General features: G+C 35.6%; 26 protein-coding genes and 2 pseudogenes. 9 read left to right on the top strand and 19 right to left on the bottom strand.

The genetic code is table 11. From position 1 onward, the window contains the following. Positions 1–491: 491 nt before the first annotated feature. Genes mraY through rsmH form a run of 4 tightly spaced genes read right to left on the bottom strand, consistent with a single transcriptional unit; the run spans position 492 to position 5007 of the window. Entirely contained in the window at positions 492–1472 is a 981-nt protein-coding gene (gene mraY / locus ACORHU_RS01665) for a phospho-N-acetylmuramoyl-pentapeptide-transferase (RefSeq protein ID WP_434364620.1), read from the bottom strand. Between the two features lies 1 nt (position 1473). Further along, positions 1474–3726 carry a penicillin-binding protein PBP2X gene (pbp2X, locus tag ACORHU_RS01660; RefSeq protein WP_434364619.1) on the bottom strand — a complete coding sequence of 751 codons (2253 nt, stop codon included), beginning with the start codon at positions 3724–3726 and terminating at the stop codon, positions 1474–1476. A gap of 3 nt (positions 3727–3729) precedes the next feature. Then, on the bottom strand, positions 3730–4047 hold the full coding sequence (gene ftsL / locus ACORHU_RS01655) for a cell division protein FtsL (protein ID WP_000227825.1): 318 nt from the start codon (positions 4045–4047) through the stop codon (positions 3730–3732). Positions 4048–4056: 9 nt separating this feature from the next. Further along, on the bottom strand, positions 4057–5007 hold the full coding sequence (rsmH, locus tag ACORHU_RS01650; protein WP_265526802.1) for a 16S rRNA (cytosine(1402)-N(4))-methyltransferase RsmH: 951 nt from the start codon (positions 5005–5007) through the stop codon (positions 4057–4059). A 165-nt stretch (positions 5008–5172) separates the two neighbouring features. Between rsmH and ACORHU_RS01645 the strand changes: the two genes are divergently transcribed. The 7 genes and pseudogenes from ACORHU_RS01645 (at position 5173) to ACORHU_RS01615 (ending at position 7983) form a co-directional block, all read left to right on the top strand. After that, the gene (locus ACORHU_RS01645) at positions 5173–5367 is read left to right on the top strand and encodes a helix-turn-helix transcriptional regulator (RefSeq protein ID WP_001082471.1); all 195 of its coding nucleotides are present in this window, start codon (positions 5173–5175) and stop codon (positions 5365–5367) included. Between the two features lie 15 nt (positions 5368–5382). Next, on the top strand, positions 5383–5925 hold the full coding sequence (locus tag ACORHU_RS01640; protein WP_434364618.1) for a DUF3278 domain-containing protein: 543 nt from the start codon (positions 5383–5385) through the stop codon (positions 5923–5925). 9 nt (positions 5926–5934) lie between these two features. Beyond that, on the top strand, positions 5935–6261 hold the full coding sequence (locus tag ACORHU_RS01635; protein ID WP_049533862.1) for a hypothetical protein: 327 nt from the start codon (positions 5935–5937) through the stop codon (positions 6259–6261). 26 nt (positions 6262–6287) lie between these two features. After that, positions 6288–6548, top strand: a pseudogene (locus tag ACORHU_RS01630) (DUF3278 domain-containing protein); the annotation flags it as partial. Positions 6549–6575: 27 nt separating this feature from the next. Beyond that, positions 6576–6917: a hypothetical protein gene (locus ACORHU_RS01625; protein ID WP_434364617.1), complete on the top strand. Its 342-nt coding sequence runs from the start codon at positions 6576–6578 to the stop codon at positions 6915–6917. 12 nt (positions 6918–6929) lie between these two features. After that, positions 6930–7510 (top strand): annotated as a pseudogene (locus ACORHU_RS01620) (DUF3278 domain-containing protein). Then, positions 7507–7983 (top strand): glutathione peroxidase, encoded by a 477-nt coding sequence (locus ACORHU_RS01615; protein WP_434364616.1) that lies wholly within the window; start codon positions 7507–7509, stop codon positions 7981–7983. Before ACORHU_RS01620 ends, ACORHU_RS01615 begins: the two are co-directional and overlap by 4 nt. Positions 7984–8169: 186 nt before the next feature. On the opposite strand, the gene ACORHU_RS01610 is transcribed toward ACORHU_RS01615, so the two are convergent. The 6 genes from ACORHU_RS01610 to ACORHU_RS01585 all read right to left on the bottom strand — a co-directional run bounded on the left by ACORHU_RS01610 (position 8170) and on the right by ACORHU_RS01585 (position 16662). Further along, positions 8170–9579, bottom strand: a complete 1410-nt coding sequence (locus ACORHU_RS01610; protein WP_434365138.1) for a peptide MFS transporter — start codon at positions 9577–9579, stop codon at positions 8170–8172. A 616-nt stretch (positions 9580–10195) separates the two neighbouring features. Further along, positions 10196–12409: a TIM-barrel domain-containing protein gene (locus ACORHU_RS01605; protein ID WP_153196164.1), complete on the bottom strand. Its 2214-nt coding sequence runs from the start codon at positions 12407–12409 to the stop codon at positions 10196–10198. Then, positions 12406–13050, bottom strand: coding sequence for a YesL family protein (locus ACORHU_RS01600; protein WP_153196165.1), 645 nt, complete (start codon positions 13048–13050; stop codon positions 12406–12408). Before ACORHU_RS01600 ends, ACORHU_RS01605 begins: the two co-directional genes overlap by 4 nt. Positions 13051–13255: 205 nt before the next feature. Beyond that, positions 13256–14821: an extracellular solute-binding protein gene (locus ACORHU_RS01595; protein WP_049531684.1), complete on the bottom strand. Its 1566-nt coding sequence runs from the start codon at positions 14819–14821 to the stop codon at positions 13256–13258. Positions 14822–14830: 9 nt separating this feature from the next. Further along, complete coding sequence (locus ACORHU_RS01590) at positions 14831–15727, bottom strand: carbohydrate ABC transporter permease (RefSeq protein WP_434364615.1); 897 nt, start codon at positions 15725–15727, stop codon at positions 14831–14833. Between the two features lie 17 nt (positions 15728–15744). Then, positions 15745–16662: an ABC transporter permease subunit gene (locus ACORHU_RS01585; protein WP_153196169.1), complete on the bottom strand. Its 918-nt coding sequence runs from the start codon at positions 16660–16662 to the stop codon at positions 15745–15747. Between the two features lie 202 nt (positions 16663–16864). On the opposite strand from ACORHU_RS01585, the gene ACORHU_RS01580 reads away from it, so the two are divergent. Both ACORHU_RS01580 and ACORHU_RS01575 read left to right on the top strand, forming a co-directional pair. After that, a complete protein-coding gene (locus ACORHU_RS01580) occupies positions 16865–18535 on the top strand; it encodes a histidine kinase (protein WP_153196171.1) in 1671 nt (556 codons plus the stop codon). Next, entirely contained in the window at positions 18516–19268 is a 753-nt protein-coding gene (locus tag ACORHU_RS01575) for a response regulator (RefSeq protein WP_434364614.1), read from the top strand. Before ACORHU_RS01580 ends, ACORHU_RS01575 begins: the two co-directional genes overlap by 20 nt. A gap of 641 nt (positions 19269–19909) precedes the next feature. On the opposite strand, the gene ACORHU_RS01570 is transcribed toward ACORHU_RS01575, so the two are convergent. The 9 genes from ACORHU_RS01570 to ACORHU_RS01530 all read right to left on the bottom strand — a co-directional run bounded on the left by ACORHU_RS01570 (position 19910) and on the right by ACORHU_RS01530 (position 25434). Continuing rightward, positions 19910–20173 (bottom strand): hypothetical protein, encoded by a 264-nt coding sequence (locus tag ACORHU_RS01570; protein WP_434364613.1) that lies wholly within the window; start codon positions 20171–20173, stop codon positions 19910–19912. Between the two features lie 246 nt (positions 20174–20419). Beyond that, positions 20420–20797 (bottom strand): hypothetical protein, encoded by a 378-nt coding sequence (locus ACORHU_RS01565; protein ID WP_434364612.1) that lies wholly within the window; start codon positions 20795–20797, stop codon positions 20420–20422. Between the two features lie 406 nt (positions 20798–21203). Next, positions 21204–22388 (bottom strand): hypothetical protein, encoded by a 1185-nt coding sequence (locus tag ACORHU_RS01560; protein ID WP_023945526.1) that lies wholly within the window; start codon positions 22386–22388, stop codon positions 21204–21206. After that, positions 22385–22567, bottom strand: coding sequence for a hypothetical protein (locus ACORHU_RS01555; RefSeq protein ID WP_261020720.1), 183 nt, complete (start codon positions 22565–22567; stop codon positions 22385–22387). Before ACORHU_RS01555 ends, ACORHU_RS01560 begins: the two co-directional genes overlap by 4 nt. A gap of 1 nt (position 22568) precedes the next feature. Further along, complete coding sequence (locus ACORHU_RS01550; protein ID WP_434364611.1) at positions 22569–22901, bottom strand: hypothetical protein; 333 nt, start codon at positions 22899–22901, stop codon at positions 22569–22571. A gap of 18 nt (positions 22902–22919) precedes the next feature. Beyond that, on the bottom strand, positions 22920–23306 hold the full coding sequence (locus ACORHU_RS01545) for a hypothetical protein (protein ID WP_434364610.1): 387 nt from the start codon (positions 23304–23306) through the stop codon (positions 22920–22922). Between the two features lie 14 nt (positions 23307–23320). Next, positions 23321–24085 carry a hypothetical protein gene (locus ACORHU_RS01540; RefSeq protein WP_434364609.1) on the bottom strand — a complete coding sequence of 255 codons (765 nt, stop codon included), beginning with the start codon at positions 24083–24085 and terminating at the stop codon, positions 23321–23323. A gap of 216 nt (positions 24086–24301) precedes the next feature. Then, on the bottom strand, positions 24302–24949 hold the full coding sequence (locus tag ACORHU_RS01535; RefSeq protein WP_102211303.1) for a recombinase family protein: 648 nt from the start codon (positions 24947–24949) through the stop codon (positions 24302–24304). Positions 24950–25041: 92 nt separating this feature from the next. Continuing rightward, complete coding sequence (locus tag ACORHU_RS01530; RefSeq protein ID WP_434364608.1) at positions 25042–25434, bottom strand: hypothetical protein; 393 nt, start codon at positions 25432–25434, stop codon at positions 25042–25044. Positions 25435–25439 lie beyond the last annotated feature (5 nt).

Genomic DNA, 25439 nt, shown 5'->3' with positions numbered 1-25439 from the left:
ATCTTTGACCTTTGTTTTAAAAAATTTAGACTAGCTAAATGGCTACTCTAGGTACTATTTCTGGTTTTTCTTTTTCAAGCAGGAGTAGACTATCTTTACTTCTGAAGATTTCTAGATTAAACATAGACACACCTCTTTCTACTTTACTTTAAATAAGTGTTCTAGTAAGGCTTTCATTTACCTTACGTTTATAATATACTACATTAGTCAGAAAAGGTCAAGGGTTTTGACTTTAATTGACTAATATTTTTTTACACTCTTCAAACCACGTCATCTCTATCCGCAACCTCAAAACAGTGTTTTGAGCAACCTGCGACTAGCTTCCTAGCTTGCTCTTTGATTTTCATTGAGTATAAGTGCTCGAGTAAGGCTTTCATTTACCTTAAGTTCATAATATACTACATTGGTCAGAAAAGGTCAAGAAATTTGACTTTAATTGACCAATATTTTTTTAAAAAGCAAAAACACCCTGAAACATCAGGGTGCCATTCTTATATCAAATACAAAATTGCTAGTGTCAAGAGACTTGCTAGAAACCCTACTCCCCAAAAGAAGAAGTCAACCTTCCACTCGCTCCAAGGATTTCCTTTACCAGACAATCCTCCAAGTTCAAAATGGTGATGCACAGGAGTCATACGGAAAATACGTTTGCCACCAGTCATTTTGAAATAACTGACTTGCATCATGACCGAAGTTGTTTCAAAGACATAAACAATTCCGATAATCAAGAGAGTCCATTCTTGGTGGAGAGCCATTGAGATAGCTGCCAGCATTCCACCGAGAGCTAAACTTCCCACATCCCCCATAAAGACCTTGGCAGGCTTATGGTTAAAGACGAAGAAACCGAGTAAACCACCAATCATAGCAAGAATCACCAGAAGAATATCCGTCTGACCTTGCACATAAGCAATAACTCCATAAGCAAATAGACTAATTACAACGGAAATACTAGCCAGACCATCAATTCCGTCTGTCAAGTTGACTGCATTTGAAAAACCGACTAGCCAGAAAAGAGCAAAGACAATATAGAAAATCCCTAGATGCACTTGGTAGCCAAAGATTGAAAGCATATCGCCACCTCGCTCATAGAAAAGATAGAAGATAACTCCACCTAGAAGCTGAAGAGCCAATTTTTGCTTGGGGTTAAGACCTTCATTGATTTTGCGGAAGACCTTGAGAAAGTCATCTAAAAATCCGACAAGTCCATAAAGGACCAAGATGAACAAAATCATTCCCACATTATTGGTCAATTGTTTTGAAAAAAGGGCAACAAGTAAACTCACCACAACTGCAGCAATGAGGAAAACAAGTCCCCCCATAGTTGGCGTGCCAGCTTTTGCCTGATGCTGTTTGACATCCTCGTGCATCTGCTGGCCTGTAATTTGCGCCTTCCTATAAAATTGGATAAAGGCCGGAATTCCTACCAAAGTTAGTAAAAATGTCACAATTCCAGCACTGATGGAAATAAACATATTAGTCTCCTAAAGTTAATGTAATTTTTTTAATGTCCTTGATAGCTGTGTTAGCACGAACATCTTGCTTCTGCACAGTAGAGCCTGAACCTTCAAATTCAAGTTCTATATTTAACCACTTAGAAAAAGCTTCTGCGGTTGCTTTTGTCCAACCATACATATCTGGAACTTCCTCTGCTTTATCAGATAAGAGGAGAACTTGCTGGTTAGGAGCAAGATTGGTTCCTTCCTCAATAGAGGAATTTTTTATCTTCGTACCTGTACCAACAACGATTGGTTGCACAATATTGCGACGTAGTTCTTCTGCTAAATCTCCAGGGGATATGTCCTTGATACTAGGCATAGCATAAGAAGTCTGACTACTTATTTGATCTAAGGCTTTAGCTGTTGATTGAAGATTAAGAGAATCTTTCATGGCCACTGCCCTTTCCAAGATAGGATTGGCAAATTCTCCCAACTGGATCCCTGAATAATGCTCAGGTTGTTGAACTGTTACATACAAGATAAAATCAGGATTTTCAGCTGGATTCATCGATACTGCCGAAAAAATATGATTGGTAGAACCAATCAAATATCCACCATTTTTCTCATCAGCAATCTGGGCTGTACCGGACTTGAGAGCTACATTTTGACCAGGCACAGTTACAGTTGGCTTGCCTGTACTGTGGTTATGCATAGTTCCATAAACAGGATCAGTTCCTACTAACACCATATGAGTTCGAGTTAAACTTGCCGCATCTTTAGAAACAGGATTCCCCACAACTTCTTTTTGAGACTTACGAACAGATTGATTATTAGAATCATAAATTGCACTAATAAATTTAGGCTCTAACATAATTCCATCATTAGCAATCGCTGTAAAAGCACGTAACATTTGGGTTTGGGTCACTGAAACCCCTTGTCCAAATGAGCTCTGAGCAATATTTACGATATTGTCAGCCGGAAGTTGACCTGCATATTCATCCGTCAAGCCAAAACGAGTCGGAACACCAAATTTAAAGCGACTTAGATAATCCAGCCAGGTAGCATCTCCCATCTTTTGCTCCAGAAGCGTCATCCCAACGTTACTTGAGTGCGCAAACCCTTGAGAAAAGGTCATCATTCCTCCGCCAGTTAATCCTTCATTGACGTCCCAATCTCGGATAGTAGTATCTGCCACTTTTAACTCACTACTGTTGAAAACTTCTCCTCCTGGGAAAGTGTTATTGTCAATAGCAGCAGCTAGTGTCATGACCTTCATAGTTGACCCTGGCTCATAGTTGCTTTGATAGAGGATATCACGCCAAACAAAGTCCTTGGTCAACCCTTCCTTAGTATCGGCATCAAAGGTCGGCCGTTGCGTTGTTGCAAGAATTTCCCCTGTTTTGGCACTGACCAAGGTTGCTGTCATATACTTGCCTTTTACTTTCTCTTGAAAGGCATTCATCTGTGTCTCCATGAAGGACTGAAGGGTGCTGGAAATCGTTGTATAAACATCCTTGCCATCTACCGTTTGTTGGGAAACTTGTTCCGTTCCGGGGACAATATTACCCAGACGATCTTTTTCATAGGTAATAATACCGTCTTTCCCTGCAAGAATACTATTCAAGGAACTCTCCATCCCAGAAGTTCCCAGCAAACTCTTACTTCCATCTTCATTTTCATGGAGTTGAGCTAAACCAATAAAACTAGAAGCGAATTGTCCATTTGGATAGCTTCTGTTTGGGCTAGTTGTGAAGTCAATTCCTTCAACACTAGCGTCTTTCAAATCCTTTTTAATAGCCATCATATTGGCATAGGTAATCCCATTTCCTTTGGCACCAAAAGAAACTTGAGTCAGATTCGGTTGAGACAATTGTTCTTTAACATAAGCCTCGTCCATATCCAGATACTTATGGAAAACCTCTGCTACCTTATTAAACTGGGCATCTTCTACATAAAGAATTTTACCAGTTGCTGATTTGTATTTTTTATCAATTACAGCATAGACATTATAGGATGTTGCGTCCTCAGCAATCGGGACTCCATTTCGGTCATAAATAGTCCCACGTTTGGCAGGGACTGTACGGGTTATTTGGTGAACTTTCTTGGCCTCTTTGACTAGATCCGTTCCAAATTTACTACCACTCCCGATAATAACAGCAAAATTAACCAAAAAGACAGCGAAAAGTACGACAGCTAACAAGCTGATGTACTTCCCTACTATTTTACGGTTTTCTGCTGGAGATTTACGGTTTCTAATCGCAAATCGGGTTATTCTTTTTGTCCACTTCATATCTTACTCCGCTGATCGAATATTCTCGTTATTCAATTTTAAGTCCTTAGAATTTGCGATTTCTTTCAAACGTTCTGCCCTCAACAATTCATTTACCTCTTGTTTGGCATCATCCAACTCTGTCTTCTTCTCCTCTATCTGCGCATTGATTTTTGTCAGATCATTTTGTACTTGTAGGAGTCGAGTCTGCATAAAGATAATACTCAGCGCCAAAACGAGAGCTGTAAACGCAATGGAAAGATAAAAAGCCTTCTCCACACGGGAGAATTTTTTTATACGACTCTGCAAGAATTGACTGGTTGTTTCTTTTTTATCTACCATTTTTTCCTCTTACTTGTGAATTTTTCTGGCCACGCGCAACTTAGCTGAGTGCGAGCGGTTATTGGCTTCTAATTCTTCTGCACTTGGCAAGATTGGCTTACGGGATACCAATTCCATCTTGGGCTTGAGATCATCTGGGATGAAGGGCAAACCTTTGGGAACTTCCACCGTTGAAGCTTCCTTGAACAATTGCTTGGTCAAGCGGTCTTCCAAGGAATGAAAGGTAATCACTGAAATTCTACCGTCTAGAGCCAACATCTCCATAGCCTGCTGGATAGATTCATCTGCCGCTCCCAACTCATCATTGACTTCAATTCGAATAGCCTGGAAAATCTGTTTGGCAGGATGCCCCTTCTTCTTAAGTTCCTTGGCAGGTTTGGCCGACTTGATAATCTCTGCTAACTCAGTCGTAGTCTCGATAGGCTTGACTTCTCGAGCTTGCTCAATCTTACGCGCAATCTGTTTAGAGAATTTATCCTCACCATACTTGAAGAAAATTCGAACCAAGTCATGATAGTCATAGTGATTCACCACTTCATAGGCTGTCAGACTAGCATCCTGATTCATGCGCATGTCTAGTGGCGCATCCTTTTTATAAGAAAAACCACGCTCACGCTGGTCCAGCTGAGGACTAGACACTCCCAAGTCATAACAAATTCCATCAATTTCCTGAATACCAGCTTCGCGCAAACGTGCCTGTAAATGACGGAAGTTATCCTTGATAAAAGTCACCATCCCCTTTTCAATGTAAGGTGCCAAGCGTTTTTGCGCATTATCAATAGCATTCTGATCTTGGTCAAAGGCATAGAGATGGCCCTTTTCACTTAATTTACTTAATAAATATTCGCTATGGCCTGCTCCACCCAAGGTCGCATCAACGTAGATACCGTCAGGCTTTACGTCAAGCATATCAATCGTTTCGTGGAGTAAGACCGTTACATGATGAAATTCTTTTGTCATATCTTATCTATTTTACCACAAATCCGACTAGCTTGCACTAGTCAGACAAATAGGTCAAAAAAAGTAAGATTTCTTTAAGAAATATGTCAAATATGCTTGACATCTACTCCATAGAAGAATATAATATAGTCAAATATATGCGACATAAATCAGAAAGGAGAACAGATGAATCGTGTGAAAGAATTTCGCAAGGAACTGGGCATTTCCCAGCTCGAGCTAGCCAAGGATATCGGTGTCTCGAGACAAACCATCAATATGATTGAAAACGACAAGTACAATCCAACCCTGGAACTCTGTCTCAATCTCGCCCGCAGCCTCCAAACTGACCTCAACAGTCTCTTTTGGGAGGATAATTTTTAAAAAAGGAGCCAACTCATGAAAAAAGAAACCTTCATTGAAAAACTGATCAAGCGCACATACGGTATCTCTGATCCACTTGACGAATACAAACGACGCGAGGCTGATCGTATCGGCAATCAAGTCTTTATCTTCCTCTTTTATCTGATGATTTTCGGAAATCTTATTCCACTCCTTCTGGCCTATAAATTTCCTCAGCTAGTGGCTCTGGTCTATCCTCCTCTGATTTCAGTGATTGCCCTCATCGCTGCTGGCTATGTCACCTACCAAATGCAAAAAACAGGGATTACAACTATTGAACCAGATATGCTGAATGAGAAAGAAAGTAAGCAACTACACTACCCAGGTCTTAAAGCAGGTTTGTTCTTTGGTCTATGGATGTTTTTTATAGCTCCTCTTCTCGGTATACTCATAGGTGAAGGTCAGGACTATTTTCATTCTCTTCTCACTATAAGAAATGGTGTATCAAGCATTCTCGGTTCTATCTTCTTCGGAGCGAGCATACAGTTCCTCATCTCCCGTCGCATTGCAAAAACTAAGAAAGATCCGGATGAGGATTAGGAGGTACCTATGAAATCATTACTAACTTTACTTACCTATCATCTTTTGTTCAGTTCTCTGCTCATCTTCATCATCGTTTCAGGGAACTTGCCAATCAGCGAGATATTCCTCGGGCTAGTCTTTATTCCAGCACTTAACAAAGGACTGACTTATCTAAAGATTGACTCCCCAAAAACACGCATACTCAACTTAGCACTATACTTTATAATTCTATCTTTTCCACAACTGATGCTCATCTCAAGCGATTGGAAATATTATTTACTGCTGACTATCGCTAGCCTTTCTTCTATCACTTATCTTTATTATCTCTATCAATTCGTAAAAGAAAATCAGTAAAACCGCTCATTTAGGAGGTTACTAGTATGAAAAAAGAAGACTTCACCACTCGCCTACTTCGAAATCTCTTTCACATTCAGGACCCTTTTGATGAATGCCGACAAGAGATTATCTACAAGGCTTGTGCCCGTTCCATGGTCCAAATCGTTTATTCTTCCTTCATTCTCTTCTTGTTTTATCTGTTATTTGGACGCTTCATAGAAGCCGTTCGCTATGCTATGCCCTACGTTTACTTCGGAGCGATCATACAGTTCCTCATCTCCCGTCGCATTGCAAAAGCTAAGAAAAATCAGGATGAGGATTAGGAGGTACCTATGAAATCACTAGTAACTTTACTTACCTATCATCTTTTGTTTGCTTCACTACTCATCTTCATCATCGTTTCAGGGAACTTGCCAATCGACGAGACATTCCTCGTGCTAGTCTTTATTCTAGCCCTTAACAAAGGACTGACTTATCTAAAGATTGACTCCCCAAAAACGCGCACACTTAACTTAGCACTATACTTTATGATTCTATCTTTTCCACAACTGATGCTCATATCAAGCGATTGGAAATATTATTTACTGCTGACTATCGCTAGCCTTTCTTCTATCACTTATCTTTATTATCTCTATCAACTCGTTAAAGAAGTCAATCAAAAACCGCTCATTTAGGAGGTTACTAGCATGAAAAAAGAAGACTTCACCACTCGCCTACTTCGAAATCTCTTTCACATCCAAGGCCCTTTTGATGAATGCTGACAAGAGAAATTATCTACGAGGCTTGTGCCTGCTCCATGGTCCAAATCGTTTATTCTTCCTTCTTTCTCTTCTTGTTTTATCTGTTATTTGGACGCTTCATAGAGGTCGTTCGCTAGGCCATGCCCTACGTATACTCTGGACTCATTTTTTTCATTACTTTAAAAACTCAGAAAGCCGTCAAAGAACTCCATCTGGAAAAAGATGACAAGTCAGAAATCATCCTCAAAACCTACAGCAAAGCCCAAATCAAATTCCGAAGTTGTATTGTGTTTGTTGGTATTCAGATCGGCTTCTTTACCTTACTCATCTTTCATAAAGTCTTCGTTCAGCAGATGTCCTTTTCAGATTTTGGGAAATTGCTCCTGCAATTTGATAAAAGTGTCCCTTTCCTGATGTATGGCCTGAGTATCGGTAGCATTTTTGGAACCCTGACCTACGGCTTTCTATCCCTACAGGAGGAGAAAACTCCTAAAAATACCAAACAGAAGGAGAAAAGCAATCAATGACTTCACTATACGATTTTTCAGTCTTGAACCAAGACAATCAAGAAACTCCACTAGATGCCTATCGTGGGAAAGTTCTCTTGGTTGTCAACACTGCTACCGGATGTGGTTTAACGCCCCAGTACCAAGGACTTCAAGAACTCTATGATCGCTATCAAGAACAAGGTTTTGAGATTTTAGACTTCCCTTGCAATCAGTTTATGGGACAAGCACCAGGCAGCGCAGAGGAAATCAACAACTTCTGTAGCCTACATTACCAGACCACCTTCCCACGTTTTACCAAGATCAAGGTCAACGGTAAGGAAGCAGATCCCCTATATGTCTGGTTGAAAAACCAAAAATCTGGCCCATTAGGAAAACGAATCGAATGGAATTTCGCTAAGTTTCTCATCGGTCGAGGTGGGCAAGTCTTTGAACGCTTTTCATCAAAAACAGACCCAAAACAGATTGAAGAGGCCATACAAAACCTACTATAATTTCACAATCTCACTATGATTAGGTCTCCTTTAACCTAATGAATAGTGAGATTTTTTGATTGGACTTGACTTATACTCTTCGAAAATCAAACTAAAAGGACCTAGCCCTGTACCATACAGAACTAAATCCTTTGAATAAATAATTGATCTAACTTTTAGAATCCCTACAGAAATTCCAGTTTTTCTCTATCTGATACCAGACATTAGTTTTTCAATACGTGGAACGTAGAAGAGTAAGATAATACCGAATACAATCGTAATTCCTCCAACAATTCCATAGTAAGCGACTTCAGTTTCGCTTGTATAAAATTTTACAATTTGAGCATTGATAGCTTGGGAAGCTGCATTACTCAAAAACCAGATAGACATCATTTGTGCTTGGAAGGATTTTGGTGCTAGCTTAGTAGTGACTGATAGACCGATAGGCGAAATCAACATTTCCCCCACAATCACAATAGCCCAACTCATAATCAACCAGAAAGGACTGACTTTAACATCTGTCCCAAAGAGCATCCCTGGTAACATCATCCACAAGAAGGATAAACCTGCTGCTAATAAACCGTAAGCGAATTTCTTAGAAGAAGACGGTTGCTTTTTACCCATTTTCCCCCACAACCATGCAAAAATCGGCACATAAATCATAATGAAAAGTGGATTGATACTTTGGAAAAAGCTAGATGGGAAATGAATTTGATTCCCAAATATATTAAAGTAAAGTCGAGTTTGATCATCCGCAAATAGAGCGAGAACAACAGACCCCTGCTCCTCAATAGACCAGAAGAGTACTCCAGAGATAAATAAAGGAATGTAGGCAAATACTCTGGATCTCTCAGTAGCAGTTATTTTCTGACTAGATAAAATTTTAAAGAAATAGTAGATTGGAATGATTACCGCAATTACTGTAAAGATATTAACAATCATATCCACGTTAAACTGGTGAGTAAAGACTAAACCTATAACCACAAGAATAACCATGACAAGTGTAAGTAGCAAGCGTTTAATCAAGGTCTGCCGGTCCTGCTGTGAAAGTGGATCAGTGGGGTAAAGACTTGATTCAGGCAGATATTTCTTCCCATCTAAAACATACTTCACCAGACCAAAGAACATCCCAATGGCAGCTAATGAGAAACCTAGATGGAAATTGACTTCCTGACCTAGATAACCCACTAGATAAGGGGCAACGAAGGCACCTAAGTTAATACCAAAGACAAAGATACTAAAACCTGCATCCCGTCTATCATCCTCTTTCTCATAAATTCCTCCCACCATATCTGAGATATTGGGTTTTAAAAATCCAGTTCCAAAGATAATCAAGGCAATAGAAAGATAGAGAGCCACTTGTCCAAAAGGTGTTGCCAAAGCAATATGCCCTAGCATAATCAGAATCCCACCGTAAAAGACAGTCTTACGGCTTCCTAAAATACGGTCACTAACAAAACCACCGACAACCGAGGACAAAAATACCAGCGAGCCATAAATCGCCATAACCGATGCAGCCGTGGTCTTATCCATCCCCAACCCACCATCTTGCACACTATAGTACATATAGTAAAGTAGGATAGCTCGCATCCCATAGTAAGAAAAGCGTTCCCACATCTCTGTAAAGAAGAGGGTGGACAAGCCCATAGGATGTCCAAAAAATGTTTTCTGTTTTTCCATATATATTCTCCTTGAACGATATAATAATTCATTTTACAGAATTTTCAAATAAATGTCAAACAAATCCTGTTTGTTTTAGAAAATTTTCTGAAAAAATCTAGCGTCTCATACTTAATTCCATCATAAAAATCCATTTCAGACTAACTTCCACTTCGGTCAGGCAAGTGGAAGTTACTTTGAGAAATCACCTTTAAAAGTTTGCTCTTGTTTAGTTTAAAAATGTTTCAAACCTTGAAATATACTTATCCTTTCCTCTTCGAAAATCTCTTCAAACCACGTCAGCGTCGCCTTACAGTATATATGTGACTGACTTCGTCAGTCTTATCTACAACCTCAAAATAGTGTTTGGAGCAACCTGCGGCTAGTTTCCTAGTTTGCTTTTTGATTTTTATTTAGTATTATCCTTTCCTCTTCAGTAAACAAAAAACATCCCTATGCCAAACTTGTAATTACTAAAATACAAGCCCATAAGCATAGAGATATAAAACTATTACACATTAAAAAATAAATAATTAGTAATTAAATAATAGAAATTGTGTATGAAATTTCTCAATTAGTTTTGGCTAGTAAATATCATTTCCAACAAACGCCCTCTCAATTCCTTATCCTGATGATGCAAGATATTCATTAACTCATGAGAATTTTTGGCATTGATAAATTGATTTAATAATCTATCTTTTAATTCATATGAAAGAGAAGCTGTCTTTAGTAGTCTAAAAACTTCATCATTTAAAGATGGCATTTTATTCTCTTTGCATTCAAATCTAACTGTATCACTCTTATTTGGCAATTCAATTATAGACACATTCGTCCCTTTAAAATGAATTCTATGCCTTCTATTACTTGGAACAATGCGAGAATCTCCTTGTAATGCTAACTCTACTATTCCCATTTCCCAATCAATCGATAATCTTGTTTTATATCTTTGACCATTTTGATCTTCAATCATTTCAAAAGAATGTTGTTTGCCCGGGAATACATACCAATCTACAACTTCAGGTAAATCAACACCCATATCTATCTCAGAACCAACCAAGGGAATGATTGCACCACTTTTTGCAAACACAGGTATAGTTGAAATGTCCCTATAAATACTTAACTTCACACCACCTGTATATTTTTTCTCTGAAAAGAAGTCATACCATTCACCTTCAGGGAACCATACATCTACTTTGGAAGATTGGAATGCCAAATCCATCTTTTCTACAATGGGAGCCACCATCAGTTCTGTTCCAAAAAAGTATTGATTTGGAACATTGTAGCTCTCATCATTCTCTGGGTAGAAATAATACATTGGACTGATTAACGGGGCACCTTCCTCATGTGTCTTTACATTCATGGTATATAGATATGGAATCATCTGATGTCTCAAACGAAGGTATTTCTTCATAATCTTAGATGTTGTTTCTGAAAAAAACCAAGGTTCTTTACTATTAAAGGGACTTCTAGAACTATGTAATCGAGTAATCGGACTAAAAACGCCAAACTGTAGCCATCTAGTTTGTAGCTCTTCGTCATAATCCCCCAGCATATGCCCACCGATATCATGGCTCCACCAACTATAACCAATATTAGATGCTGTCGCTGTGAAATAAGGTTGAAATCTTAACGAATTCCAACTAATAATAGTGTCCCCTGAAAAACCAACAGGGTAACGGTGACTACCAGGTCCTGCATACCTTGATAAAATCAAACCACCTTCTGAATTTTTACAGCTATCCTGATAGTGATAATGGTTTAAAAGCCATAGTGGATCCAACATACCTTGTGTCCCTTGTTGCCAGTCAATCCACCAAAAATCTACTCCCTGCTTTTCTAGCTCATAATGAACATCTTTAAAGTAAGCTTCCCTAAAAGAGGGATTAAAAAAATCAAAAATAGCAGGTTCTTCTAATTCTACATTTAACCCCAATCGTTTAGCAACTAGAGGATAAGCTTCTTCATAAGCGCGTATACCATCAGCAGGATGGACATTTAAGGAGAGTTTTAACTTCCTATCATGAAGTTCTTGCAATAACTGTTCTGGATTAGGTATTAAGTTTCTATTCCAACTATATCCTGTCCAGCCACTTCCAAAACGGGCTGGAATGTCAGTTATATGCCAATCCATATCTAAAACACCGATAGATAACGGAATTTTCTCTTTTTTAAATCTGTCAATTAAATTCAAGTATTCATCCGACGTATAGGGCCAATATCTACTCCACCAATTACCTAAAGCATATCTTGGCAACAAGGGTGTTGAACCAGTCAAATGGTAAAAGTCTCTGATTGCTCCTCTATAATCATGCCCATAGGCAAAGAAATACAGGTCAATTTGATTTTCTCTCTCAATATAACCAGATTGTTCATCCCAAATAAATCCTTGGGAATCATCCAATAAGGCAATACCATTTCGACTAATAATTCCATCTTCTAATGGAATTGCTCCATCTGCCTTATCAAGAGTCCTAGCTGTTCCTTTTAACGTTTCAATAGATTCACCAAAATACCAGCGACTACCATATACAGCAAAATTTCCTTTTAATTCTATAAATAAATTTTCGGCGTTAAATTCTCCTTTATTAAAATGCAAATGGAAATAGTCCGTCATAATATCTAGTACGTTTGATGTCTCGATATAATCTAACGAAACTTCGTCAAAATCTCTATTATAGATAAGTTGTGTAGTTCTATCCTCAAAACTTCCAGTTTTAGAGTATTCTAACCTTACTAACTTGTCTGTTAATACAGAGATTCGATAAAACTCTCCCTTAAAAATTTTCAATTTGTTTCCCTCCTTTTAGTAAATTGCTTTACTTTATCAAACATTTTATTCGTTATCATTACATTCATCAATCCGCAAAAAGCAAATCCCCCAAATGTAAACACGTAAATCGCTGTTAAAACCCGTTCTGGACTACTAAAACTCATATATAGTACAGAAATATTAAATAAAACCAAAATGATAGCTTGTATTGGATTTAAAATACAAATTAATACGCTATTTACAATACTATTTTTTAGATTATCCTTAAATAGACCAATATAGGGAAAAATAACACTTATCAAAAGTATTATAACAAATAAAAAGGGCAACACTAACAATAAACTATACTCTGAAAATAAACTTGAATAGCCCCAAAGACAATAGTTCACATATAAAAGTAATTCTATTAGGAGGATAAACAACCAAATAAAAGTTGATTGTTTAAAATTTCGTCTAAAGATCCGAAAATAATGATAAGTAATATCGGTATCTTTACCTTTTAAAATACGATACCACATTGTCGTAAGAGAAGTTAGTGATGCCCCAATTGTAACTATTGGAATACAACTAACAATAAATAGAGTATTTAAAATAATTAAATCTGTCAAAAAAGTTAAAATTCTAACCACTTTTCCATCTAATGAAAATAATTTTTGCATAATAGATATCTCCATAAAATCGATTGTCTTAACTCTATATTTTATAATGTCAGTTGTACAAAAATATTACCTAAATTATTTAAAAAATATTTCCAAATTTCTTTAAAAATTAGAATAAAGGAAGCGAGATAATTTAAGGTTATCAGTCTCGCTTCCTGTAATTAGCTAGTCACTTGTTCATACAACCAAGAGTTCATATAAAATATTACTCTTTTACTTCTTTTTGGTAACGATTATATGCTTCCTGTTGAATCTTCATAAACTCGTCCAATCCCATATTCTTAAGAGTTTCTTTGTATGAATCCCATTCTTTTTCAATGCCACCTTCAACTACCCATTTAGATGCCTGTTGTTTGACATAAGATTCAATACTCACATAGATTGATGATAATTTGTTAAGTTCTTCTTGTGAATAAATCACATTAGGGTAAGCTGGCAACGCAAATTGTTTCAAATCTTGGTCCATCTTCAATTTCAATCCATCACCTTGTGTTTGATCGATTTCTACACGACTATTGATATCATCGCTTACGTATTTAGGACCAAAATCTCGAAGTGAATTAATCCATGCCCATTCATCAGCTGATTTGCCATCTTTAGGAGGTAACACTTTAAACTTATCACCATTCTTTTCAGTAGCTATTCCAAATGATCCATAGAAATTCTGAATACTTGCTTCATCTGTATATAATTTATCCAACCATTTCAATAATTTAGCAGGATTTTTGCTCTTATTTGTAATCAAAATTTCATTTCGACCATAGTTATAATGATCTGGATCAGAAAAGACATATTGTTTACCATCCATACCTTTTAAAGCAGGTAGAGCAATATACTCACTTGAATGTAAGCCAAACGTTGCATCTGCTGTCCAACCACTAGAAACACCTACTCTAGATACTCCCTTATCCATACGTTTCGCTACACTCATAGAGGTATCTTCTGTAAAGATTTCTGGATCAATCAAACCTTTTTTATAAGATTCGTGCATTGCTGCAATCCCTTGTTTATAACTTTCCTCTGTACGAAGGTAGACTGGTTTTCCATCTTTTACAGACATTTCATACGTATTATCTGCACCTAAACGATTATTGAACGGAAGAATATATGAGAATGTTGGATCAAAGTTTCCTGCTCCAAATGGAATTTCATCAGAAGCATCTCCATTTCCGTTCGCATCTTTATCCTTGAATTCTTGTAATACTTTTACTAAATCATCATAAGTTTCTGGAACCTTTAATCCTAAATTATCCAGCCACTTTTTATTAATAAATAGCTGATTAGCTACAGTAGGGCGCATCGGTAATTTTTTAGGTAGGCTGTATATGTGACCATCTGGTGAAGTAATCATAGCTTTAATCTTAGGCTCTTTTTCCATAGCCTTAGTTAAATTTGGCATGTTTTCCTTGATTAAATTTTCCAATGGAATAAATAGAGATTGGTTCTGAGCAATTTCTGAATCTGTAAATGCATTTGAACCTAAAAATGCATCTGGTAAATCTCCGCTAGCAACCAAAACAGATTTCTTATCTGCCCAATCTGCAGCTACAAGTGTATCCCATTTAACATCAATACCTGCTTCCTTGGCAGAATCTGTTAGAAAACCTTTATGGTAATCTTCTCCCCAGTCAGACCAACGAACAGTTGTGATTTTATAAGAATCTTCTCCAGACTTATCGTCCTTATTCGCATTATTGGAATTTGCACAGGCTGTTAAGCCAGCAAGTGTAACTGTTCCTAAGAACAAATATGTAAATGATTTATTTTTCATGTTTTTCTCCTATTCTTTCAACGCGCCAATCATTACGCCTTGATTAAAATATTTTTGAACAAAGGGATATAGCAACATTATCGGAGCGGTTGAAATAACAATTGCTGCATACTTCATCATATCGGCTTTGATACGAAGATCTGAGGCCACTTCTCCTGTTGCTTGCGATTGTAACATTTGATTACTAATTAGTAAACGTCGTAAAATTAATTGCAATGGCTGTAAATTTTCATTTGTTAAATAAATTAAAGCATTAAACCACGAATTCCAAATACCAACTGCAGTCCAAAGTCCAATAACTGCTATAATAGCTTTTGATAAAGGAACAACTATTTTAATAAAATAACGAATTGTGCCACAGCCATCAATTTGCGCAGCCTCCCACATTCCGTCTGGAATGCTATTATTAAAGAAAGTTCTAGCAACAATAATATTGTATGATGAAACCGCAAAAGGTACTACCATTACCCAAAATGTATCAATTAAGCCTACATTCTTTACTGTTAAGTAGGTAGGAATCAAGCCACCTGATACGAACATAGGAATGATGTAGAGAATACTCATCCACCTTCTACCAACTAATTCTTTTCTAGATAAAGCATAACCAGCTGGAATATTGACTACTAATGCAACTAAGGTACCAACAACAGTATATAAAATTGTATTTAGATAGCTACGCAAAAATAAAGGTTGTTGAATCAGACGTAAATATCCATCAAATTTCCATTCTCTAGGAATAAACCATACCTTCCCATTTGCAACATCTGAAGGATTACTAAAAGATGCAATCACTACAAACCATAACGGATAAACAATTAACAGAATAAGGAAAATTGCTAAACCATAGGTAACTATATCAAATAATAATTCAGAGTTTGTTTTTCTTGATTTATGAAACCATCTCACTTTAAGCACTCCTTCCTTTAAAAAAGACCTGTTTTAGTATATCGTTTTGAGAACCAGTTGACGGATAGCAAAATTATTAGATTCACTACCGTATTAAACAATCCTATAGCTGTCGAATAACTATACTGAAAGTTCACCATACCAACTTTATAAACATAGGTCGAAATTATCTCACTTCCTGCTAAATTAAGAGGATTCTGTAATAGTAACACTTTCTCAAACCCTACACTTAATAAACTACCTGCTCTTAATATTAATAAAATCATAGCGGTCGGCAAAAGTAATGGTAATTCTATATGCCGAATTTTTTGTAATCTAGAGGCACCATCCATAGTTGCAGCCTCATAATATGTAGGATCAATTGCAGAAAGCGCTGCTAGATAAATAATACTATCCCAACCAATATGTTGCCATACATCACTCCAAACATAAACACCTGCAAAACTACTAGGTTTTGATAAAAAATCTGGAATAGTGATTCCAACAGACTTAAATACATTCGCTAACAAACCACTAGTAGGAGATAAAAATAAGATGATCATCCCACACATAACCATTGTAGAGATAAAATGAGGTAAGTAAGTTGTTACTTGAAATATTTTTCTGAATTTTCCAACTCTTAACTGATTACTAATTATTGCTAGTATAATAGGTAAGGGGAATCCTACTACAATACTATAAAGTGAAATTTTTAATGTATTGAACATAGTTGTCCCAAATTGGAATGATGAGAAAAATTGAGTAAAGTACTTAAATCCTACCCACTGACTAGCAAAGATACCATTGGCTGGTGAATAGTCTTTAAATGCAATAATTAGTCCCAACATGGGAATATAGGAAAATAAAATTAATAGCAATATTGAAGGAAAAAGTAATATATATAACGGAATACTATGCTTTAATTTTATTTTATGAAGTTGAGATGCTACTTTCATTTTTTTCCTCCTATCTGATTTTCTACGATTATTTTACACCATATAGAATTCCCTTAATATAACTTTTTGGACTAGGTTTATCAATTTTTCAGTTTTTTAATTTTAAAAACTATTACTTTTCCGACATCTTGATAAAACATATCTGTTTTGTTACATGATATCATATTTTCAAAGTGCTATAATTTTAATAGGAGCCTAGTATATGAAATTAAATCACGACTTATCAAAAAAACATTCTATTCATTTTTTCTTTAAACTCCTACTTGTACTACTATTGATAAATATTTTAATCAATATTGCTATGAGTAACATAACCAGAAATTTTATTAAAAACCAAAATATAGTACACCTACGTAGTTCAATTGAAATTTATGCTGACTCTGTTAATGAGAAATTGCATTCTGTAGAACGCTTTATGTACTCAACAATAACGCATAATGAACCTTTAGAGAAATTAAATCATGTACAAACGTTTCTTGAGTATCAAGAAAATCTTAAAAAAGTTCAAACTAGCTTTACAGAGTTTGAATATCAAAATGAAACTCATATGACATTCTTATTAGAAACCGATAGTACTGAACATTTTATAAACGTCTCCAATCTTTATATTCCATATGAAGATTATTTACTGTTAAAAACAAATCTAAAATCATTGCGCAGTGATATAAGTGACCGTAAATGGAAAAATATAACTACTAAAAACAGCGAATATTTAGTTAAATCTGTTCATTACGAAGGAAAAATCATTTATGCCGTTATATCTTCAGAAGATATCCTAAAACCTCTAAGAAAACTCAATATTGGAAATAATGGTAAACTTTCTCTAAAAGAGCCTAACAATATACCCTCCGAAAACTACCTGATTCATGCTCAAAATGAAAAAACGCATTTACCTTTCGATATTTATGTTTTAGTCGATTATGCCGAGGTCTTTAGAAATATCACACTCTTAGAAGTATTTTTATCAGCTGTTCCTATCATTATCACAATTTTATCAATCATCATTATCCTGTATATTCGTCAGTGGATGATTAAACCTATAACAAGACTCACTGAACGACTCTCTCAACTTGGGGACTCCATCCCCCCTTCTGAATTTTTTATATCTGAAGGTATACTAGAAATTGATAAGGCAAATGATAAACTTAATAAAGTAATATTTGACATGCAAGAATTAAAAATACGGGAATACCATTCACAACTAGAACTTAAGAAGATTGAACTGAATTATCTTAAAAACCAAATCCGTCCACATTTCTACTTAAATATGTTATCAATGATTCATAGTATGCTTCAAACAAAAAACTACAAGGAAATTGAAGAGTTAACTATCCTAACTTCAAATTATCTCCGTCATTTATTTATGGCTAATCAAGATTTTTCAGAACTTAAAGATGAAGTTCAGCATATTAAAGATTATTTAGAAATACAACGAATTCGATATGGAAATAGTATCTACTTTTCACTAGACTACAATTCTGAGCTACAAAATACTCTTGTTCCATCGTTACTTTTACAAACATTTATCGAAAACACAATAAAACACGGTTTTTCATTTCAAGATTTATTTACAATTTTGCTATCAATAAAAAAAGTAAAAACTGAGAACTCAGATTATATTCAGATTTGTATCGAAGATAATGGTCCAGGTTTCTCTGAAGAAATTTTATCAAAACTAAATCAGAAACAGTCTCTAATAACAGAAGATGGACATCATATCGGGATAACAAACACCATCGAACGTTTAAATCTTCTCTATCCCAACGACTATACTATTACATTTGAAAATAATGAAGAAGGTGGAGCTAAAATTCTTTTACTTATTCCATACAAGATTATAGACGGAGGTTATAATGAATATCTTATTAGTTGATGACGATCGTTTTATCATTGAAGCTTTACGAGAGAAAATAAACTGGGATAAACTACACATTGACATTGTTTATGTTGCCTATAGCCTCACTCAAGCTCAAAACATTATTAAAGAGCATCCTATTGATCTCATGATAAGCGATATAGAAATGCCTCAAGGTAGTGGCCTCGAACTCTTATCTTGGATTAGAAATGAAAAATATGATATAAAAACAATTTTTTTAACCAATTACGCTGACTTCAACTATGCTCAAAAAGCAATTGAATTACAAAGCTTCGAATACTATCTAAAACCTATTAACTTTGAAAAATTAGAACTTATTATTCAAAAAGCAATTGGTAAAATTGAGAATCATAGCTTAAATGGAAAAAATGATGCACTTTTACAAATAGAGGATAATTTCTGGTATGATTACCTCAGAAAACCCCAACTTTCTCGTATTGATGAGCTAGAAAATATAGCAAGCAAACAAGATTTTATTCTAAAAAAACACCAGTATTTTTTCCTTGCAGTTTTAACAATCAATCTTAATGAAGAAGATTATTCTGCAGAAATTCCATCATGGACTTCTCAACTAAAAAGAGAACTTCAAAGAATTTCACAACCTTCTTATAAGCTGATAAGCTTGTTCAAGATGGAAAGTCAGGTTGATCAATATGTTTGTCTCTTTAGAGTAGACTCATCCAAACGTAGTGACAAATGTCCACACCTCACCCAGCAGTCCAACAACTAACTCTAGCCCCTTAACCCCAGCGATTTCAAGTCGTTGGGGTTTTCGTGAAAAAGTGCTTGACTCTTCCCCTATAGAGAGTTATGATGGACACACCAATAAGGCAAAGGAGATTTTATGGAAAATTAAACCAGAACAACGAAAGCAGTCAAAATTTCAAAGCTGAACCCAAACTCCCCCAAATTGAAACAGTTCACCTTACAACTTTCGAAGAATTACACTATTACACGGTGTAGGATGTGTTTTTAATCCTCATTTTAGAAGTGAAAATCCCCATCACGGACGAATATTCTTGGTTTTATACTTGCCGTTTTCTTAATCCTGAGTGTGTCGAAAAATATTATACTGCTTGTTGCAGAATGGAAGATTTGGACGAATTTGCCGTTTAGGATTACAAATTGCAGCTAAGTTTAATTTTAGTTATTTTAACGCTTTTCTCAACAAAACTGTTGACACAATTACTTAAAGTCTGTATAATAGATTAAGTTATCTCAAGTAGCTATAAAATATATGCTTTTGAGATAAAGAAAATCCCAATGATAGTTCGAGTATCACTGGGAAGAAGATTTCTTATTTTTAGTTATCAGCCTTATAGTTAACCAACAAGAGAACGACAAGACTGATTTACATTAGCTTCACCACTATTAGTGGTGATTTTTTCTTTTACTTGGTGAAGCTTTATTCTTAGGTTTAGTATAGTTGTTACCCTTTCTAAGCCAAGTGGCCATCAGTTCTTTTGAATTTCTGGTTCTTTTATTAGAATTGATAATCAGGAATGCAAAGCAACAAATAGTTAGTAAAATAACGACTATCAGCACACTTATCGCAGTAAGATTTTCGAACGGTATTTTTAAGATATGACCAGAGACTACGCTACCAATACCACCAGCACCTGCTGCAGTTAACATTGATTTTATCTTTTTATCTGTCCCATCCTCACTTTCATTAAAAATGTGTTGGTTAGACAAAACAAGAAATCTTCGGTGTTACTAATATAACGATATCCTTACACTTTGTCAATAGTAGTGTATTATTTATAACTGTTTTTAATTTTTCTGACATTTTTACACTGTATTATAAAATTTTCTATATATTTTCAATTCGAAACAAACGCCCCAGTCGCAAAACTGGGGCAATTTTGTTGTAATTTTAGGTTAACAAATCGCTTCATCGATACAAGTTACTGGCGTTACTAAAATGTATAGCAAGGTTTCGCACATCTCGCCTCTACTTTGGCAAGTGAGCAACTTTTCGATTTTCGCAATAAACTTTTCTTTGCTTTCGTTAATGGCAAAAACTGTTATTTTGCGTTTAAAAACATTAGTTTCAACATAATCGAAGGCAAAACCTTTTTCGAACACTCGTAGTTTCGTTAAAAATGCAGGCAAAGATATTGGGTCGCTGAGGTAAAATCCTAATTGGTCTGATTGCCATTCAATTGGCATTTCTGGCACAACACCCCAATATAGCTGGCTACGAATGTCACCTTCTAATTTTTGTAGATACATTTCGGTTTCTAAATCGATATACATATCACTCCTATCTGTTAAATTTCTTTTACATGTCCATCATAACTCTCTGTAGTAATGAAGTCCAGCCTATTTTTGAGTTTAATTTACATCAGTATTTGGGCTAAAAATTAAGATTTTTTACTGGTATTTTTGTGAAAATGTGAAGTTGTGAAAAGCTCAACTGCTGGAGATTTTCGAAAGGTAATCCATCGCAACAGAAGCAAAAAAAGGAAATAAAAAGCTTAGAATATTTTCTTGAAGATTCCTCCGCCCTCCTCTACACAGACTAATATTGTGTATAAATACAATAAGTCGTGTGCCAAAATTGGGCAGAAACGGCGGTACTAGTGCAAAGTTAAGCAACCCGAACCGAAAGGCGAAGCGAACATAAAACACCCAAGTTTCCTCGGGTGTTTACGCTATAAAACTATTCAATCCAATCCAGAAATACGGAGTCGCTCCATTTTAAATCAGAGTTTAAAGGTGGTAGAGGTTTGAATTTTTGAACAACCACCTCGGGCTCTCCACCTTTTCTAGAAACTTTATATAGAGTTGGTTCTTCCTGGCTAGAAGCTCTTGACTTAGATAAAAAGAAAATCTCACCCTTATCTGGCGATAATATCGGACTATAATTCTGTCTATCTTCATTTTGCGGAACAAGATTTTTTACGAAATTTGCATTACGATAGCTATTAGGATCATCTGTAGCAGGCTCCTTAAAAGCACTCCATATAGAAAAACCTGATGCTAAATATTCTCCATCACCAAGATATAAAGTAACATCATATTCATGATGCTGATAAGTGAATGTTTCGTCTAATCTGTTTATATGAATACCATTATTGCCAATATTTCCATCATCTTCAGTAACAAAGAAATATTTATTATTTTCATCTAAATAAATTTTACGATACCTTGTGTCCCCAAGACGGTTTTTTCGAGGGTTGAATTCTTCAACTGCACTTCGCGAGAGATTATTCAGTGGTATTCTGTAGAATTTTGCATTAGAGTCTGTCAAATCTGTTGAAACATAGCAAAAATAATCATTTTCAATATAGGGACGCTTATGATAAAATTTTTTCGAAGAAAAACTGTTTTCATCACCTTCAACAATAGCAGAAATATCTGTCAATTCCCCATTTTCATTAAGAATACCTACCCTTTCAGAATCTGAGTTTTTTAACTTAAAAGTCACAACTATATTTTTTAGGTCTTTATCAAACCCTTTTTTAGCATAAAATGGACGAGTAAAAAAACCGGTTGGTTCGCTACGAGAATCTATTACTATTTTTGCTACTTCTAGAGAAACGATTGGTTTCCCTTCAGATGTTTGCTCGGGAAACTCAAACGACCTATAGGGTTTAATACTGCCATCCGTAGGTGATACTAAAGAAAGGTCAACTCTTTTAATATCGTTGTAGGTGTGAGCACCATAATGTATTGCCGCCATAACAATACCTTTTAATTTTGCTTCCTTGTCTGTTGAGCTAGTAGCTAGCGAAGTAGTACTAGATGTAGAATTATTGATTGAAGTATTAGAAGTCCTAGAGCTACAGGCTACAAGAATTAATCCAATCCAAATCCCAAATATGGTAAAAATTATCTTTTTCATTTATCTTCCTCTATTTCTCTTTTACGTTTTTCTTCATGTTTATCCAGACTTTTTGAAAAGAATTGCTCGGTTAAATCTGTCAGCCAATCTGCAAAACGTTCGCCCGCGAATTGAATAGCGATAAGAATTCCAGTTACTACAATAAAAACCAAAATCAAGTAATTATCCAAATTGGCCATTTTAATTATTTTCTCCTCGTTTTCTTTCTTCTACTAAAATATCTTTAAAATCGTCATCTTGCCAAAGTGTGAAAAAAGTAATTCCACCAACTATAACAGAGACCATCACACCTGTAAGGCTACTTCCACGCTTTTTCGAAACCATTTTGTTTATCTCTTTACCTGCGGATTTAAATAGCCCAGCTGAGAGATAAGAATCAGGTTTAAATACAGAACCTGCTGTATAGCTTTGCCCGTAATAAAGTACCGAACCATTATCTCTAAATCCATAAAATAGAAACCCAATGATAGCTATTGTTATAATTGCTAATCGAATTTTAATGCTATTTTTCATATTATTCTACCTTTTACATTACTCGTAATCGATACTTTTTCTCGTTATCGCAACAACCTTTCCTTTACTAAGGAAAACAATCACTGACTTACCGTCTTTTAATTTGTAAATGTAGTAGTCTGTGATGATACCATTTATCCCCACAGTCCAATTTGATTTCTGAGACAGGATTGATTCACTACTGGATAAGTCCATTTTTAGTAATTTTTCATATAGCTGAGTAACATCACTAAGAGAAGAGGACTTCTCGTGTGGTGCTCCAACTGCCTTAATCAAGTCTTTTTCGGTTAGCTCATTCTGAATACTTGGAAAATTCGATAAAACTAAATCCTTTCTCTTATTTGCGCAAGAAACAAGTAACAGAATCATCACTAAACATGTAATCACCATTCCTAATTTTTTCATCACTCGCTATCCTCCTATTTTTGAATATTGTCTGCTATTTTAGCTAATATTGCTTCTAAAATAGCAGGAGATACTTTTCTTTCCTCCATAGAATAACTACCTTTAGGTTGGTATAATAAATCCATAGATAAAATTTGACTTCCATTCAGAAAAATCTTACTACTAAAAGTGCTGTTTTCCTTAGTATCATACTGGTCATAAATAAAAGCTCCATTTTCTATCCTTGAGTCTACAAAAGGAACGTAACTTTCCATCTGGTTAGTAGATCGACCTATTTTCTCATTTGGAAGAGCAGCTTTTTGGTAATAATCTGAGTTTAAATAACCTTCTAATAACTCTTGAGCCTGTCCAGAATTCTGAATATGGAATTTAAAATCTCCTTGTTCATATGCACCGCGAATATCAATTCCTGTATGGTCATATAAATTAGCTACTAATCTTATTCTTCCCACCTGATTATTATCTTTATCAAAGAATAAATATTGAATAAGAACACTCTTCTCGAGCTCATCATAGTCCCAGATATTGTCAGGGTCTATTTTTACATTACTAACTCCATACTGCAACATATTTTCGCCTAAATCTTTATCAGATAACACTTTCTTTAAATCATCAGACGTTTTGATTCGAAGATTGACTGTTTCGCTTTGATTATGATTATCTGAACTAACTGGATTGTTAGCACTATTCTTCTGTGCTACTGTAGAATTCGAACAGCTGCATAAGCAAGCCAAAATTAAAGTACCAACACCTAACTTAGTAAGTTTTTTAAGTTCCATTTGCTTTCCTTTTTGTTTGTATAAAATCTCCTAGTCCCTTGCGAGACAAGGCTTTAGGTGTATCGGATAACGACCGTTAAACGATACACTTAAAAAACAAAAAATGCCAATCTAACACAGACTCAAAACCTTGTTAAATTCGCATTTTCTAAAATATTCACATTGTTATTTTGAATGTTTCGCCAAATGGTCGTTAATCGAAACAAATTTACGCACTCATTCTACCATTTCGTCCTGCTTTTGGCAAGTATTTTGCAAAACTTTTTTGCGATTATTCGTCACCTTATTTCGTTCCAGCACCTTATATACGGTTGAAGTGGAGATTTGTTCTGCTTTTGCAATATTCCGTATGCTCGTATTTGTGTAGAGATAGAGATTAAGGATGCGCTCTTCTTTTGCTTTTTCTATCCGCTTGGCACCCAACCGAATGCCTTTTTCCTTGGCTTTTCGAAGCCCTTCACGGGTACGAAACCGTAAGTTTTCTAGCTCGCTCTCTGCCACAAAACCTAAGATCATACAAAGCAACCTGCCAATAAGCGAGTCAGTTTCCAACTTTTCGTGCAAACTAACGAGCTGGATATGATGTTTGTTAAGCTGTTCGATAATCTCCAATAGCTTGAACATAGAGCGAGTAAGTCTGTCAAGCTTATAGATAGTGAAAGTAACTTGCTTGCCATTTTTCGAAAAACTTTTAGCTAAGTTTAGAGCCTTTTCAAGTTCAGGGCGAGCATCATATGAACCTGATTCTTTTTCTATAAAGAGCTGGTCACAGTGTTTGAGAGCCTCAATTTGCACCTCCAAGCCTAAGTCTTGCTTGTGAGTGGAAACTCTAGCATAGCCAATGTTAATAGTATTTTGAGACATAAAAAATCCTCCTGTTATATTGATTCAGGGGGATATTTTACTATGAATTGAGGGATGAGAAAAGACCTCTCATTCAGAGAGGTCTCAAAAAATCAAATGTTACTATCTTTCAACCCTTCTTTTAAAAGCAAATATTGATCATTCGTCAACCCAAGAATTTCCTGCATAATATACTCAATAGTATCTTGGAGTTCTTGTTGTTCAACAGATCCCCTTTCATACAAAAGTTTAGACGAACCATCTGTTTTAGATATATACCTCATTACATTGTTGATTGTTTTTTCATTCTTTTCAGATAACTTAACTTGTTGTTTTAAAGTATATCCTGTAATTTTTTCAACAATTTCTCGACCATTAGACATAAATGGCATGTAATCAAAGTAAACTAATAATCTTCTTGCCACACTCTCTTTTGAATATGGGTTATTAGCGGTATCGTTCCAGATTATTTGCTTAATTCTGTCAGGAACACGATTTTGAAACATATATT

The organism is Streptococcus sp. KHUD_015 (assembly GCF_051106265.1).
Classification (GTDB): domain Bacteria; phylum Bacillota; class Bacilli; order Lactobacillales; family Streptococcaceae; genus Streptococcus.
This window is presented reverse-complemented; position numbering and strand designations above follow the sequence as displayed.